Here is a 16,739-nt window from a genome sequence, read left to right as displayed (position 1 = left end):
GTGATCCCCGTCACCACGCACGCGGTGCCCGGCAGCTGCCGTCCAAAGCAAGTGGAGAAACTCGTGACACTCACCTTCACCGCGACCGTACTGGGCTCCCCTCGGATCGGTCCGAACCGCGAGCTCAAGAAGGCCGTCGAGTCCTACTGGGCCGGCAGCTTGAATGCGGCAGGGCTCGACTCGGTGGCAAAGGACCTACGTCGACAGGCTTGGACCGGTCTGTGCGAGGCCGGCCTCGACTCCGTGCCCGTCAACACGTTCTCGTACTACGACCACATCCTCGACACCGCAGCGATGCTTGGCGCCCTGCCCGCCCGCGTCGCCGGCATCGAGGATGAACTCGACCGCTATTTCACCGCTGCCCGCGGCAACGACACGGTCTCGCCGCTCGAAATGACCAAGTGGTTCGACACGAACTACCACTACCTGGTGCCCGAGATCTCGCCGTCCACCACGTTCTCCCTGGACCCCTCGAAGGTGCTCCGCGAACTCGAAGAAGCTCTGTCCCTCGGCATTCCGGCCCGTCCGGTTGTTGTGGGCCCGGTGACGTTCCTACTTCTGTCGAAGTCGGTCGGCTCGGACGCTCCGCTCCTCGACCGCCTCGACGAAATCGTCCCGCTGTATGCAGACCTGCTCACTATCCTCGCCGACGCCGGCGCCGAGTGGGTCCAGATCGACGAGCCCGCACTGGTCGCCGACCGCACGGCCGAACAGATTGCCGCAGTCAAGCGCGCCTACGATCAGTTGTCCGCGGTCGAATCGCGTCCGGCGATCCTCGTCGCGTCCTACTTCGGGAGCCTGGGTGACGCCCTCCCGCCACTGGTCTCGACAGGAATTGAAGGGCTGAGCGTTGACCTGGTGGACGGATCCGATTCGCTCGCTTCGGTTCCCGGACTGAAGCGCAAGCATGTTGTTGCCGGCATCGTCGACGGACGCAACATCTGGCGCACCGATCTCGACCGGGCATCAGCAGCGCTCGAGACCCTACTCGGAAACGTCGGTTCGCTCGCCGTGTCCACGTCGTGCTCCCTGCTGCACGTCCCATACACCCTTGACGCGGAAACCGGCCTTGACGAGGCGCTGCGGTCGTGGCTGGCCTTCGGCGCGGAGAAGGTCCGTGAAGTGGTGGTTCTCGGCACTGTCCTGACCAGCGGCGGTGAATCCGTCGCGGACGAGTTCGCACTGGCCCGCGCGACGGCGTCCACCCGCAACACCGACCCGCGCCTGCACGACGCAGGCGTCCGTGCCCGACTGGAGACTCTCACCGCTTCCGACCCGGGACGCAGCCCAGCGGCGGAACGGCGGAAAGCACAATCGGGGTTGGCGCTGCCCCTTCTCCCGACGACGACCCTCGGGTCGTACCCACAGACCACGCGGATCCGCCTGGCCCGAGCCGCGCTGCGTAGAGGCGAGATCGACGAGACCGAATACTTGAACCGGATGCGCGCCGAGATCTCCGACGTCGTCGCGTTGCAGGAGAAGTTGGATCTCGATGTGCTCGTGCACGGCGAACCGGAACGCAACGACATGGTGCAGTACTTCGCCGAACAACTCGACGGCTTCGTCGCCACCACCAATGGATGGGTGCAATCGTACGGCAGTCGCTGCGTGCGGCCTCCGATCCTGTACGGCGACGTGCGCCGCCCCAAACCTATGACGATCGAGTGGATCACATACGCGCAGTCACTGACTCGGCGACCGGTCAAGGGAATGCTGACCGGTCCTGTCACGATTCTGGCGTGGTCGTTCGTGCGCGACGACCAGCCACTGGCCGACTCGGCCAACCAGGTGGCGCTGGCGATCCGCGATGAAACCGTGGACCTACAGAGAGCGGGCATTCGGATCATTCAGGTGGACGAACCCGCGCTTCGCGAACTACTGCCCCTGCGGGCGGCCGATCAGTCGGCCTACCTCAACTGGTCGGTCGGCGCTTTCCGGCTCGCGACGTCGGGTGTTGCTGACTCGACGCAGATCCACACCCACCTCTGCTACTCGGAATTCGGAGACGTCATCGAGGCCATCGCCAATCTCGACGCTGACGTGACGTCCATCGAGGCTGCCCGCTCGCATATGGAGGTTCTCGGCGACCTGAACGCGGTCGGCTTCGACCTCGGGGTCGGCCCCGGCGTGTACGACATCCACTCGCCGCGCGTGCCCGGGGTCGACGAGATCGCCGGCTTGCTGAGCGAAGCACTGAACGCCATACCCGCCGAACGACTTTGGGTCAATCCTGACTGCGGCCTCAAAACCCGGAGCCAGAGTGAGGTCGAGGCCTCGCTGCGCAACCTCGTCGAGGCGGCGAAACTGGTGCGCGCGAAGTTGCAGAAGTAAATCGATGAGACTCTGGCAGCGACGGCGGCGGAAGTCGTCGGCTCAGGTATCCGCGACTTCATGGACTTCTCAGGGCTTCGCTGACGAGTCCGGAGACACGTGGCACGCTGAAGAGATGTTCAGTGGGTGTGTCGGTGACATCGGTGGTCGCGCTACCTCTCGTCCTGCCCGCACGCCTCGCCCCTTGAGATACGACGTCAGCTAAGGATGATCATGGTCTCCGACGACACCATTGCGCCCCTCGACGGGGTGCGGGTACTCGAACTGGGTAACTACATCGCGGCGCCGACCGCGGGGCGCATGCTCGCCGACTTCGGCGCCGAAGTGATCAAGGTCGAGCGCCCGAAGACCGGCGACGAACTTCGCAACTGGCGCCTCTATTCCGGCGACACCTCGATGCTGTATCGCACGATCAACCGCAACAAAAAGTCGATCGTCCTGGACGTGCGAACCGAGGAGGGCCGCCAACTCGTCCTCGACCTTGCCGCCGAGTGCGACATCCTGCTCGAGAACTTCCGGCCCGGCACCCTCGAGAAGTGGGGTATCGGACCGGACGCGCTCGCGGAGGCCAACCCAGAACTGGTGATCACCCGGATCTCCGGGTTCGGGCAGACCGGCCCGATGTCGCAGCGACCCGGATTCGCCGCGGTCGCCGAGGCTACGGGTGGGTTCCGTGAACTGGTGGGCGACCCCGACCGCCCACCGGTGCGGGTGGGGGTGTCCATCGGCGACTCCATAGCCGGCCTCTACGCCGCGTTCGGCGCAGTGATGGCGCTGTTCCAACGCGAGGCCGCCAAGGTCGCCGGAACCACGGGTCCGCCACTGCCGCACCGGATCATCGATGTCGCACTCAACGAATCGATCCTGTCGATGATGGAGTCACTCATACCCGACTACCTCGCCTACGGAATCAAACGCGAACGCGTCGGCGGCCGTATGGAAGGCATCGCCCCCTCCAATGCCTACACCTGCAGCGACGGTGACAGCATTATCATCTCCGGCAACGGTGACGCCATCTTCCAGCGCTACATGGACACCATCGGCCGTCCCGACCTCGGCGCCGATCCGGACCTGACAACCAACGCCGGGCGCTGGGTCCGGCGCGACGAACTCGACGCGGCGATCGGCGAGTGGACCATCCGACACTCCCGTGACGAGGCACTGAAGATCCTCGACGAAGCGGGTGTGCCGTCTGGCCCGATCAACACCGCCGCCGACATCTGCACCGACGAGCAATACGCGGCCCGGAACATGATCCAGCACTTCGCCGTCGACACCGGCGAAGCACAGCCGAAACAGGTCGGGTTCCCTGGCATCGTCCCGGTGATCGGCGGCGCGTCCCTGCCTATCCGCAACATCGGGCCCGACCTAGGCGAGCACACCCGGGAGGTCCTCGAGACACTGCTCGGCAAGACCCCGAAACAGATCGACGCCATCATCCGACGCAGCGAAGGCAGAACGGCATGACTCTCACGTTCGAATCGCGCGCCCTGCTGAGGGACGTCACCCTCCGCGACGGCCTGCAGTTGACCGGCAAGATGCTGCCCACCGGTCACAAACTCGAGATCGCACGGCGGCTTCTCGAACTCGGCGTTCCCGCCCTCGAGGTCGGATCGATGGCCCGTCCCGACCTCGTCCCGCCGATGGCCAACACCGTCGAGGTGATCACCGAACTCACACCGGACGAACTCGACCACTGCTGGGTATGGGTGGCCACCCCAAGACACGTGGAGAAGGCGGCCGCGGTCGGCGCCAAGCATTTCCAGTACTGCTTCTCCGCATCGGATTCGCACAACCAGGCCAACATCGGACGGTCCACCGAGGACAGCCTCGCCGCGATGCCAGCCGCGATCGAACTCGCGAAAGAGATCGGCGGCAGCATCCAACTGTGCATCGCCACCTCCTTCAGCTGCCCGTTCGAGGGCCGAGTGCCGCAACGGCGAGTGATCGACATCGCCAACGATCCGCGTACGCACGGCGCGGTCGACATCGTCATCTGCGACACGCTCGGCCAGGCGATCCCCGCAGAGGTGAGCTCACTGGTGTCCCGGGTGCGATGGGAAACTCCTCAGCGCGGCATCGTCTTCCACGGCCACGACACCTGGGGGCTCGGGGTTGCGAACAACCTCGCCGCCATCGCAGCCGGCGCGATGACCGTCGACGGCGCACTCGGCGGACTCGGCGGCTGCCCGTTCGCCCCCGGTGCCAGCGGCAACACCGCGAGCGAAGATCTGCTGTTCGCGACCCGTCCCGAATGGCTCACCCCGGGGACATTCCGGTCTGTGGTGGAACTGTCCGAGACGACCCTCGCCGAACTCGGCGAGCAAAACCGGTCGAAGGCCGCCCAGGGTGCCCGATCGAACGCCAACGCCTTCGAGTGGGTCATCGGTGACCGCCTGTGAGCGGACGACCGATCGGAACGGTGGAATCAGTCAATCTCATCCAGGTCCGGGTCCGGCGGTAGAAGCTCATCGGGAAACCGGTAAGAGCATCCGAGTTCGTCAGTGGATCGGGCACCCCAGTTGTCGCGGAACCAGGTCACACAAATGTTGGCAATCAAGTGGGCGTCGCGGCTGAAGATGTAGCCGTCGGTGCAGTCCTCGAAGTGTCCGTCGAAATGCCACCGATCGAGCACCAGGTCGCCGGTCGAGTAATCGGCGATCAGCAGGTGTCCGAGTACTGTGCGCGACCGCCTCAGCAGCAGCACGTCATCGGCGAGCACCTGAATCTGCACACACACGACTTCGTCGTCTTCGTCGTCCGAGATGTAGGTGTTGGGGCCGAGCTCGACGATCAACGCGACTGGTTGATCGACCAATGATTCGACCAACCAGTCGACCATTCCGTCCCACGTCGATACTTCCGACGAATCGGTCGAATCGGTCGAATCGACCATTATCACTCCGTCTCCTGAGGCGAGTTACACGTCGAACTTATCGCCAGTGACGGATGGCGCGTGCAGCGACGCGCCCCGTGCATGCGAGCGGCACAGAGTGCCGGGGCGCCGCGGATTGACAGCACTAGGAGCATCCAAAGTGGGGGGCGGTCCCGTTGATAGTTAACACCTGGTGGCCAGAGCACTAAGGAGTGCTTCCGGACGGTGATTCACGCGACTCTCTCTGGAGGTCATGAATTGATATTACGAATTCTTCGGGATCGTCGAGATGCACGCTGATTGAAGTCACATCAACTTTTCGGCGTTGCTTCTTCAAGAGTCCAGGAGTATGAACTCTGGATTTCGCTCTGAGTTCAATATCCAGATTTGTCCCATCCTGAGAAGGGAGATAGAGGCGGCCCGATTCTTCACAGGGTGCCGTCTGAGTGAACCTTTTAGAGGTAAAGGCGCTCGATATCTGCTCTATTGGAATGGAAGCAACAACGTGATTTCCTTCTCTGAGTACCGGTTCTTTCTGTGAGAGCAGATGAGGGTGGACGACTCGTTTCGAAACAAAAGAAAAGAGAAGTACAATGCCATACAAGGATGCGATGAGTAGAGTTGTTCTCAGCCATGCCCAGGGAACGAGTAGATGTACGGCAATGATCTCTACCATGGTGACTAGTCCAAATGCGATCAGCACCCCAAATATTCCTCGTGTGTAGCCGAAAGCTCTGATTTCGGGAACTACTCCCTCCTTTCTTCGACGGACCCACAACCAAAGTGATCTAAATGTTTGAAGTTCCGTCTTTATAGCTTTGACCACCGTCTTTCCGACTACCGCTTCGAACGCGGAGGTTGTCGATTCCCCATTTCTTCGCAGTGATCTATAACGCTCCGCGCTGATGATTGCGGCGAGTGCGCCTATCGGCAATTCTACGGCAAGAAAAAGTAGGACGGCGGTGGAGAAATCCATCTCATTTAGCGCAGTCAGGATGAGATTCGCTAATACAACAGCTACTCGTTATCACGAGCGCGCCTCGCTGAACGATCGAAGCCTTGCGTTCCAGCTTCTGATTGCTCATTTTCAATTACGCCCCTTCGTGTTGACCATTCTGGATAAATGTAGCTTGATCCCGCGTCTTTGGATGTGCTTATCTTATTGAGTCCTGGGCCACCCGAGAACAATTGCGGATGGCGATCGTCAGATGGATCGAGCGGACCTACCACCGCCACCGCCAGGCCCGCCTGGGTCGGTTGACCCCGATCGAGTACGAGATCATCATGAAGCCCGCGGCGACGATCGCGGCATGAAACCCCAACTGTCAGTTATCCGTGCAGCAGTCCCGAACGAGTAGATGTAACCGCCCGTACCGCAGGCCCTGGCAGATTTCGTTCAGATGTGCACGGCCAAACGGGTCGCAAGACGTCGGAGGCCTTCTGCGGTCGCGCTGTCGGTTTCGACCGTGTACTTGACGGACTCCGGGATCCAGTTCAGCATGATCATCAAATCCTGAAGAGACTGCGCACTGACAGGCCATCGGGTAGTTGCGTGGTCCACAGCGTAACTACCCTGCGCCCATGCCTTAGCGTAGTCGACCCACTCCCGCAGACCGACCATGAGCACGATCTCTGCTTTGTACGCATAGTTCATACGCGAAAAAGACTGTCTGACAAAGTCAGCCGGTGAGTCCGCCGGAAGGTCACGCCGCCGGAAGATTTCACCTGTTGCTCGCACCTCGGTCATTCTGTCGACACGAAATGTTCGCCAACCCTCCTTGCGGCGGTCCCAGCAAACGATGAACCACGCGTGTTCCGAAGGCACCAAGGCGACTGGTTCGACGCTTCGTTCCTCGGCTTGTCGATCCGGCTTCGTGTAGTCGAACTCCATTACCTCACGATCCCGGCAGGCCATTGCCAGCGCACCGATGTCGTCGGTGGTCGGAGTGACCGTCCAGGGAGGGAGCGGAGTCACGTGCTCGGCGACAGCGGACACCCTGGCTCGCAGCCGCGCAGGCAGTATCTGTTCGAACTTTGCAATTGCCGTCGTGGTGGTGGTCTGCCCGTCGACAAGCCCCTGCACGGCCGCCACACGAAGGCTCGCCGCAATTGCCACAGCTTCCGCGTCATTGAAGACGAGGGGCGGCAACGAGCTGCCTGCGACCAGCCTGTAGCCGCCGTATCGACCCTTGACCGCCTCGACCTGGTAGCCCATCTCCCGGACACGCTCCACGTACCGGCGGAGGGTTCGCGGCGTCGTGTCGAGACGCTGCGCTAGCTCGGGACCGGCCCACTGCCTGTGTGTCTGCAGCAGGCCGAGTAGCTCGAGTACGAGCTCGCTTGTCGTCTTCGCTGACATGTCCCAGTCATACCCTCCTAATAGGACACAGACTGTCCTATTAGGAGGAATGTAGGAAAATTTGCCGTTCTTTCGCTGGACAAAGTTGCGGCCAGCAACCTCGGGGTGAGGTTGTCGAACACGATCGCAAGTGGCAACTTCCGACCCGGATAGGTCGCGCGGTGGTTTCGGAGTTCGAGGCTGGTGAGTGAGTCGAATCCAGCGTCTCGAAAGCGTTCGTCGGTCAACAGACTGTGGCGGTCGAGAACTTCCGACGCCATCGGCACGACTGGGCAGATCATCTTGCGCGGCCCGTAAAGTGTTGGGACGCAATTCGAAATATGGTAGCGGAACCGGGAATCGATTGCATCGTCGCGATCGGTCCTGGTACGACGGTGTCCATGATCGCACGACGCGCGAGCCTCGGAACCCTTGGCAGCAAAGGCAACCCGCTGATCCTGTCGATTTTGAGGCAGTGCGCGGACAGTCTGGCTGAACTCGAGCGCGTGCGCGGACGAGTCTATGGCCGATCACAGGCCTCACGGCTTGCGGTGTAGGCCTATTGCACAGTCGAAATCACGCGATGTTGCAGGAACGGGATGTGATCGAGTTCATATAGGGCATTGAGAGACCTACTGCCGTCCTAACTTTGCAGTTGTACCGATTCCTTACGAAAGGACACTGCCATGGCAACCGCCCCAGCAATCCCGAAAGAGTACGAGCGTATTGCTCTCGCCGAGCATCTCGTCGGAGGAGTGGAGGACAGTCAGTTCAAAGTCAGCACTGTCGAAACCAAGAACCTCGGGGACGACGAGGTATTCGTCCGCATCGACTTCGTCCAGGTGGTGACGGCGTTCACCGACCTCATGCGTGCCGATCCAGAGATCCCGATGCCCCCGTACCAGCTGGACGACACAGTGGGTGGTGCCGTTGTCGGAACGGTGCTCGAGTCGCGATCTGTGGACTTCGAGGAAGGCGACTTGGTCTTCGCATTCACCGGCTGGAGCGAGTACCAGGTTGCCAAGGCGGAGAAGCTGACCAAGCTCGATCGGAATGTCGTCCCCAGTCCCGCCTACTATCTGAACCAAGGCATCACCGCCTACTACGGAATGGCCGATGTCGCCAAGACCGGACCGGGAGATGTCGTCTACGTGTCCGGCGCGGCCGGAGGCGTGGGGTCCCTTGCAGGCCAGATTGCGAAGATCCGCGGCGCCGCCAAGGTTATCGGCAGCGCAGGTACAGACGAGAAGGTTCGCTATCTGGTGGAAGACCTGCATTTCGATGGAGCCTTCAACTACAAGACCGGAGATTTGGTCCAGAACATCAAGTCGTTCGCTCCGGACGGCATCGATGTCTTCTTCGACAACGTGGGCGGGGATCAGTTCGAAGCAGCGATCCGCGCGGCGAAGCCGAACGCACGCTTTGCATTGTGCGGCGCACTGTCGAGCCAGGTATCCAAGGACGCAGGCGATTGGCCTCGGCTGAACCTGATGACCGCAATCACCAAGAATCTTAGTATCTTTCCGTTCGCCACGTATCACACGCCGGAGCAGATTCAGAACTGGGCGACTCATTTCGGAATGTGGCTCTCGGAAGGGAAGCTGGTCTTCCCACATACCGGTTTGAAGGGTCCCCTCACGGACGCCCCGACAGCACTGAAGGATCTCATCAGCGGCAAGTACCGCGGCAACGTCGCACTCGAAATCGAGCACTCGTAACCGACTCGAAAGTGGCCGCATTGGTTCGAGCAACCCTCGAGCTTGCCTGTGCAGCAGCGCTGCACAGGCACTGGAGCCACCGGTCAAGCATCAGGCATGTCCGCATACGGAAAGTACTGAGCGCCGACGGCGAGAATCTCGGTCGGATCGCGATATCGACTACGCAGCCACTCTTACGGGACAGAACAGCTACACGTCAACCTGCACCTCCACGGTGTGCGACGCCGAGAACAACTTGCTCGAGTCGGTGACATCGACGCAGAGCGCCACCCGAATCCAATAGCAAGACTGTGAGGGCAACATCGTGCACCAGACTGCGGAGGTACTGAAAGAAGCACCAGCAGTTCAGGATCGGACCAAATGGTTCGGCCTGGCGATCATTCTTGCGGCAGCATTCATGGATCTCGCCGATGTCACGATCGTGAACGTCGCCTTGCCGTACATCTCAGCCGATCTCAGCCCTTCGCCTGCGGGTCTTCAATGGATCACGGGAGGCTACTCCGTGACCTTCGCAGCTACCATGATCATCGGCGGCAGGTTGGGCGACATCTACGGACGAAAACGCGTCTTCATCGTGGGTATCGCAATCTTCACCCTCTCCTCACTACTCGCAGGACTCGCACCGGATGCAGGTCTACTCATCGGAGCCAGGGTCGTACAGGGTATGGGTGCCGGCCTGATGGTCCCCCAAGTCTTGTCGATCATCAACGTCACCTTCGAAAAGGAGGAAAGGGCAAAGGCATTTGGGATGTACGGCGCCACCATCGGACTTGCAACCGTCCTGGGCCAGCTCATAGGCGCCACCCTGATCGAGCTCGACATAGCAGGCACGGATTGGCGGCCCATCTTCTTGGTGAATGTCTTCGTCGGTGTACTCGGATTCGTTCTCGGAATGCGCTTCCTCGAGGAGTCCACGAACCAGGGCTCACAGGGACTCGACGTACTAGGCGCCACCGGGTTCGCCGCAACGCTGTTTCTGCTCCTCTTCCCGATCACTGTCGGACGCGAAGAGGGATGGCCGGTGTGGTGCTGGTTGATGATGGCGCTGGCCGTCGTCGTCGGAGCCGCGGCCGTCTACCGCCAGATCGCGTTCGAACGTGTCGGCAAGACGCCACTCATATCACCACGAATTTTCAAGCAGCGATCGACATCTGGTGGATTTGCGGTCCAGATATTCTTTGCCACAGCTTCGGGGATGTTCTTCCTCACCTGGACCATGTACATGCAGACAGGTCTCAGTTGGTCACCGATCCGTGCCGCAACGACAGGGCTCGCATTCGCGATTGCTGCAGCAATCTCTTCCTGGCTCGCAATCCAGATACTGGCTCCAAAACTCGGACGTGGGACTCTCTTCATCGGCACGGCGCTCATGCTTGCGGGTGCAGTTCTGTTCCTCGTACTGACCGAGGAAACCGACATGAGCTCGACGATTATGGTCGCCCCGCTGGTCGTAATGGGACTGGGTATGGGCACAATCGTCTCGCCCCTTGCCGATCTCGTTCTGACCGAGGTGGATTCGGAAGACGCCGGATCGGTTTCGGGAGTCTTCAACACCCTGAACCAGGTGGGTCTGGCAGTCGGCATTGCATTGACGTCCTTCGCGTTCTTCGCAGTCCTGGACAACCACGCAAAGGACAGCCTGAACAGTTCCTACACCTCGGCCTTCCAGACGAGCCTGCTATGGATCATCGTCCTGCTGATCATCGTCATGCTGGTTGTCCCGATCATCCCGTCTCGGCTGCGCTTGACCACTGACCCATGGAACAACAACCTCGAAACGAAGGAGAAGACCGGTTCATGAGTACAGACCAGACAATCGTCTTTGTCGCCCGAGACGTAGCTGTTCGGGCCAGTCTCGACAGTCAACGTGACCGGTTGATCGACCAAGGACGCGACGCGCCCCGCGCATGCGAGCGGCACAGCGTGCCGGGGCGCGCTGTGCCACTCGCGCCGGGTTCAGTCGACCACGAGATCCAACTCGTCGTCGGACACTCCGACCGCCACGCTGCCACCCTCGACGAGGAGGTCGTCGAGCAGTAGATCGGCGATCCTGTCGTCTACAGCCCGCTGGATCGAGCGGCGCAGCGGACGCGCCCCGAACTCGGGTTGATGCCCGTGCCCAGCTATCCAATCGACGGCGGCGTCGCTGAACGAGATCTCGATACCCTTGGACTGCAACCTCTTCCGGCTGTCGTTCAATAGAAGATCGGTGATCCGGTGCAGCTGATCGGAGTCGAGCTTGCGGAAGATCACGATCTCGTCGATCCGGTTGAGGAACTCCGGCCGCATCGATTCGCGCAGGCGACCCATCACCCTGTCCCGCAGCGGCCTCTCGGAAGCCTCGGCGTCACCGGTGATGAAGCCCAGGGCACCCGACTTGCTGGAGATGATGTCGGACCCGAGGTTGCTGGTCATGATCAGGACGGTGTTCTTGAAGTCCACCGTCCGACCCTGACCGTCCGTGAGCCGACCGTCGTCGAGCACTTGCAGCAGCGTGTTGAACACGTCGGGGTGTGCCTTCTCGATCTCGTCGAGCAGGATCACCGAGTACGGGTTCCGCCGAACCTGTTCGGTGAGCTGTCCAGCCTCCCCATACCCGACGTAGCCGGGGGGAGCCCCGACGAGTCGGCTGACCGTGTGTCGTTCGCCGAACTCGCTCATGTCGAGCCGCAGCATCTTGCTCTCGTCACCGAACAACGTGGCGGCCAAGGCCTTAGCGAGTTCAGTCTTTCCGACACCGGTCGGCCCGAGAAATAGGAAGCTACCCACGGGACGGTCCGGATCGTTCATGCCGGTGCGGCTGCGCCGGACCGCCCGGGCGATCGCCTTCACCGCATCGTCCTGGCCGACGACGCGGCGATGCAGTTCGTCCTCGAGGCGGCGCAGGCGCTCCTTCTCCTCCTCGGTCATCTGGCTGGCCGGAATTCCCGTGGCACGCGACACGACCTCGGCGATCTGCTCGGCGGTCACCTCGGGTGCGGTGTCTGCCGTGTCCGCCCTGCCACCGATCCGGGCCCGGATGACCGTGATCTCGTCGCGCAGCCCCGACGCCTTCTCGTACTGCTCGTCGGCGACGGCCTGCCCCTTGGCCTGCTCGAGTTCCTCAACCTTCTTCTGCAGGGCCTCGATGTCGACGGTCGGAATCCGCAGCCCCAGCCGGGCACCTGCCTGATCGATGAGGTCGATCGCCTTGTCCGGCAGGAAGCGGTCGCCGATGTAGCGGGCCGACAACTCGACGGCGGCGGAGATCGCCTCGTCGGTGTACCGGACGCCGTGGTGCTTCTCGTACCGATCACGCAGACCGGACAGGATCGCGACCGCGTCCTCGACACTCGGCTCCGGCACCGTCACCGGTTGGAACCTGCGTTCGAGCGCTGGGTCCTTCTCGATGTTGGTGCGATATTCGTCGAGCGTGGTGGCACCCACGATGTGCAACTCGCCGCGGGCCAGCTTCGGCTTGAGTATGTTGCCCGCATCCATCGCACCTTCGGCGCCGCCTCCGGCACCGGCGATGGAATGTACCTCGTCGATGAAGACGATCAGCTCGTCGGAGTGGGCGGAAATCTCGTCGATCACCTTGTTCAGGCGCTCCTCGAAGTCACCGCGATAGCGAGTACCCGACACCATGCTCGACAGGTCGAGCTGCACGACGCGCTTGCCGGTCAGCCGGTCGGGTACCTCACCGTCGACGATGCGCTGGGCCAATCCCTCGACGATCGCAGTCTTGCCGACGCCGGCTTCACCGACCAGAACGGGGTTGTTCTTAGTGCGGCGTGACAGGATCTCGATGGTCTGCTCGATCTCGTCGGCCCGGCCGATGACGGGGTCGACACCTCCGCTGCGTGCGCGTTCGGTGAGATCGAAACCGTACTTGTCCAGCGTCGGAGTCCCACTGCCGGGGTTCTCCTCGACAGCACCACCCTGAAGTGCGGTCTGCAGGCGTTCCGGGGTGATGCCCTCGGATTCCAGCAACCGCCCGGCGGCATGGTCGTGATCCGCGGCGAGCGCCAGGAAGAGGTGCTCGGGATCGATGTAGGTGGATCCGAGGGCCCGCCCGAGCTGATGCGCCTCGAGCAGGGCAGTCTTGAGCGCGCCGCTCAGTGCGGGCACGGCGAAGCCTGACGAGTTCCGTCCCTGGGGAAGGCGTAGTTCGACAGCGTCCGAGACTGCCGAGGGGTCGGCTCCGGCACGCTGCATCAGGGACTTGACGGGCTCCTGTTCTGCCATGACACGCAGAACGTGCAGTGCATCGAGGTCCGTGTCACCACGACCTGCGGCGAAGCGGGCCGCACCCGCCATGAGCTCCTGGGTGGACCGGCTCATGAGACGGCTGATGTCGATACGACCGGGGCCCTGTGGCCCGAAGAATGCTGGCATTCCGAAGCCTCCTGTAGGAAGTTGAGCGTTTCTCACTCAACTAACATGCCAGGTCCCCGATCAATTCCCGGATCTCCCCGAAACTTTCTCCCAGGGACGACTACCCGTGTCGATTTGCACCGAAGATTAGCGAGATGCGCCGCCGGATCGACTGGGCCGCGATGCGAAGGAGCCGCGTATGACACGGTGCCCCGGAGCAGATTTGCGAAGTCGGTGTTGATCGCGTGGCAACGTTGCTGCCGCAGATCTACTGTCCAATCGTGACCGATATCCAGACCGTTCGAGACGCTTACGACAACGTTGCCGTCATCTACGCAGCACGCTTTCAGCACTTGCTCGACTCCAAGCCGCTCGACCGTGCGATGCTTGCCGCGTTCGCCGAGCTCGTCCAAGCCGATGGAGCACGGCCGGTGGCCGATCTCGGCTGTGGGCCTGGCCGGCTGACCAGCCACCTGCTCTCTCTTGGCCTGGATACGTTCGGGGTCGACCTGTCGCCGGAAATGATCCGACTGGCTCGTCAGACGAATCCAGCGGTGCGGTTCTCCGAAGGGTCGATGGACGAACTGGATATATGCGATGGCACTCTTGGTGGTGTGCTGGCCTGGTACTCGATCATTCACACTCCGCCACAGCGACTTCCGGGTCAGTTCGCCGAGTTCTACCGTGTGCTCGGTCGCGACGGTCACGTTCTGCTCGCGTTCCAGGCAGCCGACGAGCCGAACACGATGCAACCATTCGACCATAAAGTCGCTCCCGGGTATCGCTGGTCTCCGGGGCGCATCACCGAACTCCTGCACCAAGCCGGTTTTGACGTGACCGCACGTCTCGTTCGAGAAGCTGAGGAAGGTGAGCGAACTCAACACGCCTATCTTCTCGCCACCAAGCGGGTGAGCTGACGCCACGGCCCCTCAGCGACCGGTTTACGGACGAAGCATCAACTTTGACGGGCGCCTCCGACACACCCGGCCTTCGCCAAAGCGCAGTGGCGTGTCTCGTCAATCGTTGGTGAAACTCGACAACTCGCGCCCGCGGAGGTGGTCGCGCAGCGTCTTCGTCTCGTACCGGGCACGGAATAGACCCCGCTTCTGCAGCACGGGGATCACCTCGTCGACGAAGTCGGCCAGGCCGTTCGGGTACAGCGGAGGCATCAGGTTGAAGCCGTCGGCCCCCCCGCGGCGAAACCACAGTTCGATCTCGTCGGCTATCGACTCAGGGGTGCCGATCATGGTGCAGTGCCCGCCGCCGGCCGCCAACGTGCCCAGCAGCGCCCGCACGGTGGGCCGGTCCTTCTCGACGATCTGCAGGATCGTGTCGTACCGACCCTGCGGCCCGGTGAACTCCGACAACGGCGGGAGCGCTGGAACCGGCGCGTCCAGTTCCCACTCGCTGCAGTCCTGCTGGACGAACATCGACAGTTGCGCCAGCGACTGCTCGACAGGCAGGAGCGCGTCGAGTTCCGCCTTCTTGCGGCGGGCCTCCTCGGTGGTCGATCCGACGTAAGTGACCAGGCCGGGCATGACAATAACCGCGTCGGCGTCGCGGCCGGCCTGACCGATGCGACGTTTCACGTCGTCGTAGTAGCTCTGCGCGGACGGGAGGTCGTAGGCGACGGCGTAGATGCCCTCCGCGTAGCGAGCGGCCAGATCGCGGCCCTGATCGGACGCGCCCGCCTGGAACAGCACGGGGCGACCCTGCGGCGAGTGCGGCACGGTCAGCGGCCCGTCGACCAGAAAATGATTACCCTGATGACGGATCGGATTCACCTTGGCCGGATCCGCGAACATCCCGTCGCGGTCGAGGACGAGCGCGTCCGGTTCCCACGAATCCCACAGGGCCAGAGCCACGTCGACGAATTCTGCGGCACGTGAGTACCGCTCGTCGTGTGATGGCATCTCCTCGAGACCGTGGTTGCGTGCCTCGGCGTCGAACATCGACGTCACGACGTTCCAGCCGACGCGGCCACCGCTGATGTGGTCGAGCGAGGCCAGCATCCGGGCTGCGTGGAACGGCGTGTAGAACGTGGTGGACACCGTACTCACCAAACCGACCCGCTTGGTGGCGCGCGCCATCGCCGACAGCGCGGTGAGTGGCTCGAAAAACCACCACGAACCGGTGGAAGGGTCGCGGACCGAGTGCCCGTCGGCGAAGAACACCGCGTCGAGGCAACCTCGTTCAGCGGTCTGCGCCAGTTCTTCGTAGTAGGTGATGTCGCCGAGTCGTTCCACCGGCGATGCCGGGTGCCGCCACGACGCACCGTGGTGGCCGCAGCCGAACAGAAACGCATTGAAGTGCAGTTGCCTGGCCATAGCAGTCCTTGACGAGTCCGCCCAGATCAGTCCTTGACCAGTCCGCCATCGACGACGAGGTTCTGGCCGGTCACCGCGCGCGACCACGGAGAGGCGAAAAAGAGCACCGCGTCGGCGAATTCGTCCGGAGTGGTGACGCTCTGCAGCGGAGTGCCGGCCGCGATCAGATCGAATACCTCGTCAGGCGTGGCTGCGCTCGCGTCCGTGGTCCGCAATAGGCCACCGGACACCATGTTCACGGTGATGCCGTCTGGACCGAGGTCGGAGGCGAGCGTGCGCGTCAACGACAACACCGCCGCCTTGGCCGCCGTGTAATCGTGATACGGGACGACGGGGTTCTGGAACAGATTGGTTCCGATGTTGACGATCCGGCCGAACCCGAGCGAACGCATGCCCGGCAGTGCCGCCTGCGTGGTGTGGAGTGCCGCCTGAACGCTCCCCCGGAATTGGGAGTCGAAGGCCGCCCACGTAATGGCATCTGCCTTGTCGCGGGCGTCGCCGTTGAAGGAGAAGTCAACCAGTGCGTTGTTGACTACCGTAGTCACCGGCGAGCCGAAATGTTCCTCGGCGGCAGAGAACAGGGCTTTCACCTGTTCTGCGTCCGTGACATCAGCCCGCAGCGCGATCGCCTGGCCGGCGTCGAGGGACGATGCGAGTGCTTCGGCGGCATCCCGACTGTTCCGGTAGTTCACGATCACGCGCGCACCCTGCTGCGCGAACGACCGCACGATCGAGGTGCCCAGACCCCGGCCTCCACCGGTTACCAGGACGATTTGCTTGTCGAACTGCATGCT

The 16,739-nt window shown here is 62.3% G+C and carries 13 protein-coding genes and 1 pseudogene; 7 read left to right on the top strand and 7 right to left on the bottom strand.

Annotated features, from left to right (window positions below; translation table 11 throughout):
* Positions 1 to 63: 63 nt before the first annotated feature.
* The 3 genes from metE (at position 64) to RM2_RS01905 (ending at position 4,733) form a co-directional block, all read left to right on the top strand.
* Positions 64 to 2,331, top strand: a complete 2,268-nt coding sequence (metE, locus tag RM2_RS01915) for a 5-methyltetrahydropteroyltriglutamate--homocysteine S-methyltransferase (RefSeq protein WP_072687124.1) — start codon at positions 64 to 66, stop codon at positions 2,329 to 2,331.
* 213 nt (positions 2,332 to 2,544) lie between these two features.
* Entirely contained in the window at positions 2,545 to 3,798 is a 1,254-nt protein-coding gene (locus RM2_RS01910; protein ID WP_084721607.1) for a CaiB/BaiF CoA transferase family protein, read from the top strand.
* Positions 3,795 to 4,733 (top strand): hydroxymethylglutaryl-CoA lyase-like TIM-barrel protein, encoded by a 939-nt coding sequence (locus RM2_RS01905; protein ID WP_072687122.1) that lies wholly within the window; start codon positions 3,795 to 3,797, stop codon positions 4,731 to 4,733. The genes RM2_RS01910 and RM2_RS01905 overlap by 4 nt, the downstream gene beginning before the upstream one ends.
* A 26-nt stretch (positions 4,734 to 4,759) precedes the next feature.
* Here the strand turns inward: RM2_RS01905 and RM2_RS01900 are convergent, their stop codons facing one another.
* Together RM2_RS01900 and RM2_RS23725 are read right to left on the bottom strand one after the other, a co-directional pair.
* Positions 4,760 to 5,227 (bottom strand): hypothetical protein, encoded by a 468-nt coding sequence (locus tag RM2_RS01900; protein ID WP_072687121.1) that lies wholly within the window; start codon positions 5,225 to 5,227, stop codon positions 4,760 to 4,762.
* Positions 5,228 to 5,411: 184 nt separating this feature from the next.
* Positions 5,412 to 6,182: a hypothetical protein gene (locus RM2_RS23725; protein ID WP_139277642.1), complete on the bottom strand. Its 771-nt coding sequence runs from the start codon at positions 6,180 to 6,182 to the stop codon at positions 5,412 to 5,414.
* 194 nt (positions 6,183 to 6,376) lie between these two features.
* Here RM2_RS23725 and RM2_RS25025 point away from each other — a divergent pair.
* Positions 6,377 to 6,520 (top strand): annotated as a pseudogene (locus RM2_RS25025) (IS3 family transposase); the annotation flags it as partial.
* Between the two features lie 82 nt (positions 6,521 to 6,602).
* Here RM2_RS25025 and RM2_RS01890 read toward each other — a convergent pair.
* Positions 6,603 to 7,565 carry a helix-turn-helix transcriptional regulator gene (locus RM2_RS01890; RefSeq protein WP_072687119.1) on the bottom strand — a complete coding sequence of 321 codons (963 nt, stop codon included), beginning with the start codon at positions 7,563 to 7,565 and terminating at the stop codon, positions 6,603 to 6,605.
* Between the two features lie 17 nt (positions 7,566 to 7,582).
* The gene (locus RM2_RS25830; RefSeq protein ID WP_169846665.1) at positions 7,583 to 7,825 is read right to left on the bottom strand and encodes an acyl carrier protein; all 243 of its coding nucleotides are present in this window, start codon (positions 7,823 to 7,825) and stop codon (positions 7,583 to 7,585) included.
* A 405-nt stretch (positions 7,826 to 8,230) separates the two neighbouring features.
* Here RM2_RS25830 and RM2_RS01875 point away from each other — a divergent pair, with 405 nt between their 5' ends.
* Positions 8,231 to 9,262 (top strand): MDR family NADP-dependent oxidoreductase, encoded by a 1,032-nt coding sequence (locus RM2_RS01875; protein ID WP_072687116.1) that lies wholly within the window; start codon positions 8,231 to 8,233, stop codon positions 9,260 to 9,262.
* 304 nt (positions 9,263 to 9,566) lie between these two features.
* Entirely contained in the window at positions 9,567 to 11,063 is a 1,497-nt protein-coding gene (locus RM2_RS01870) for an MFS transporter (protein ID WP_084721588.1), read from the top strand.
* Between the two features lie 155 nt (positions 11,064 to 11,218).
* Here RM2_RS01870 and RM2_RS01865 read toward each other — a convergent pair whose 3' ends face one another.
* Positions 11,219 to 13,639 (bottom strand): ATP-dependent Clp protease ATP-binding subunit, encoded by a 2,421-nt coding sequence (locus RM2_RS01865; protein ID WP_072687115.1) that lies wholly within the window; start codon positions 13,637 to 13,639, stop codon positions 11,219 to 11,221.
* 260 nt (positions 13,640 to 13,899) lie between these two features.
* Between RM2_RS01865 and RM2_RS01860 the strand changes: the two genes are divergently transcribed.
* Positions 13,900 to 14,535: a class I SAM-dependent DNA methyltransferase gene (locus RM2_RS01860; RefSeq protein ID WP_072687214.1), complete on the top strand. Its 636-nt coding sequence runs from the start codon at positions 13,900 to 13,902 to the stop codon at positions 14,533 to 14,535.
* Between the two features lie 99 nt (positions 14,536 to 14,634).
* On the opposite strand, the gene RM2_RS01855 is transcribed toward RM2_RS01860, so the two are convergent.
* Positions 14,635 to 15,945, bottom strand: coding sequence for an LLM class flavin-dependent oxidoreductase (locus tag RM2_RS01855; protein ID WP_072687114.1), 1,311 nt, complete (start codon positions 15,943 to 15,945; stop codon positions 14,635 to 14,637).
* A 26-nt stretch (positions 15,946 to 15,971) separates the two neighbouring features.
* A complete protein-coding gene (locus RM2_RS01850) occupies positions 15,972 to 16,736 on the bottom strand; it encodes a 3-oxoacyl-ACP reductase (RefSeq protein ID WP_072687213.1) in 765 nt (254 codons plus the stop codon).
* Between the last annotated feature and the right edge of the window lie 3 nt (positions 16,737 to 16,739).

Source organism: Rhodococcus marinonascens NBRC 14363, from assembly GCF_001894885.1.
Taxonomy (GTDB): Bacteria; Actinomycetota; Actinomycetes; order Mycobacteriales; family Mycobacteriaceae; genus Rhodococcus_F; species Rhodococcus_F marinonascens.
This window is presented reverse-complemented; position numbering and strand designations above follow the sequence as displayed.

Coding starts and splice junctions, on each gene's coding strand:
- RM2_RS25830 (WP_169846665.1), bottom strand. CDS start 7,825: ATGGCGTCGGAAGTTCTCGACCGCCACAGTCTGTTGACCGACGAACGC.
- RM2_RS23725 (WP_139277642.1), bottom strand. CDS start 6,182: ATGGATTTCTCCACCGCCGTCCTACTTTTTCTTGCCGTAGAATTGCCG.
- RM2_RS01875 (WP_072687116.1), top strand. CDS start 8,231: ATGGCAACCGCCCCAGCAATCCCGAAAGAGTACGAGCGTATTGCTCTC.
- RM2_RS01850 (WP_072687213.1), bottom strand. CDS start 16,736: ATGCAGTTCGACAAGCAAATCGTCCTGGTAACCGGTGGAGGCCGGGGT.
- RM2_RS01900 (WP_072687121.1), bottom strand. CDS start 5,227: ATGGTCGATTCGACCGATTCGACCGATTCGTCGGAAGTATCGACGTGG.
- RM2_RS01910 (WP_084721607.1), top strand. CDS start 2,545: ATGGTCTCCGACGACACCATTGCGCCCCTCGACGGGGTGCGGGTACTC.
- RM2_RS01865 (WP_072687115.1), bottom strand. CDS start 13,639: ATGCCAGCATTCTTCGGGCCACAGGGCCCCGGTCGTATCGACATCAGC.
- RM2_RS01855 (WP_072687114.1), bottom strand. CDS start 15,945: ATGGCCAGGCAACTGCACTTCAATGCGTTTCTGTTCGGCTGCGGCCAC.
- RM2_RS01905 (WP_072687122.1), top strand. CDS start 3,795: ATGACTCTCACGTTCGAATCGCGCGCCCTGCTGAGGGACGTCACCCTC.
- RM2_RS01890 (WP_072687119.1), bottom strand. CDS start 7,565: ATGTCAGCGAAGACGACAAGCGAGCTCGTACTCGAGCTACTCGGCCTG.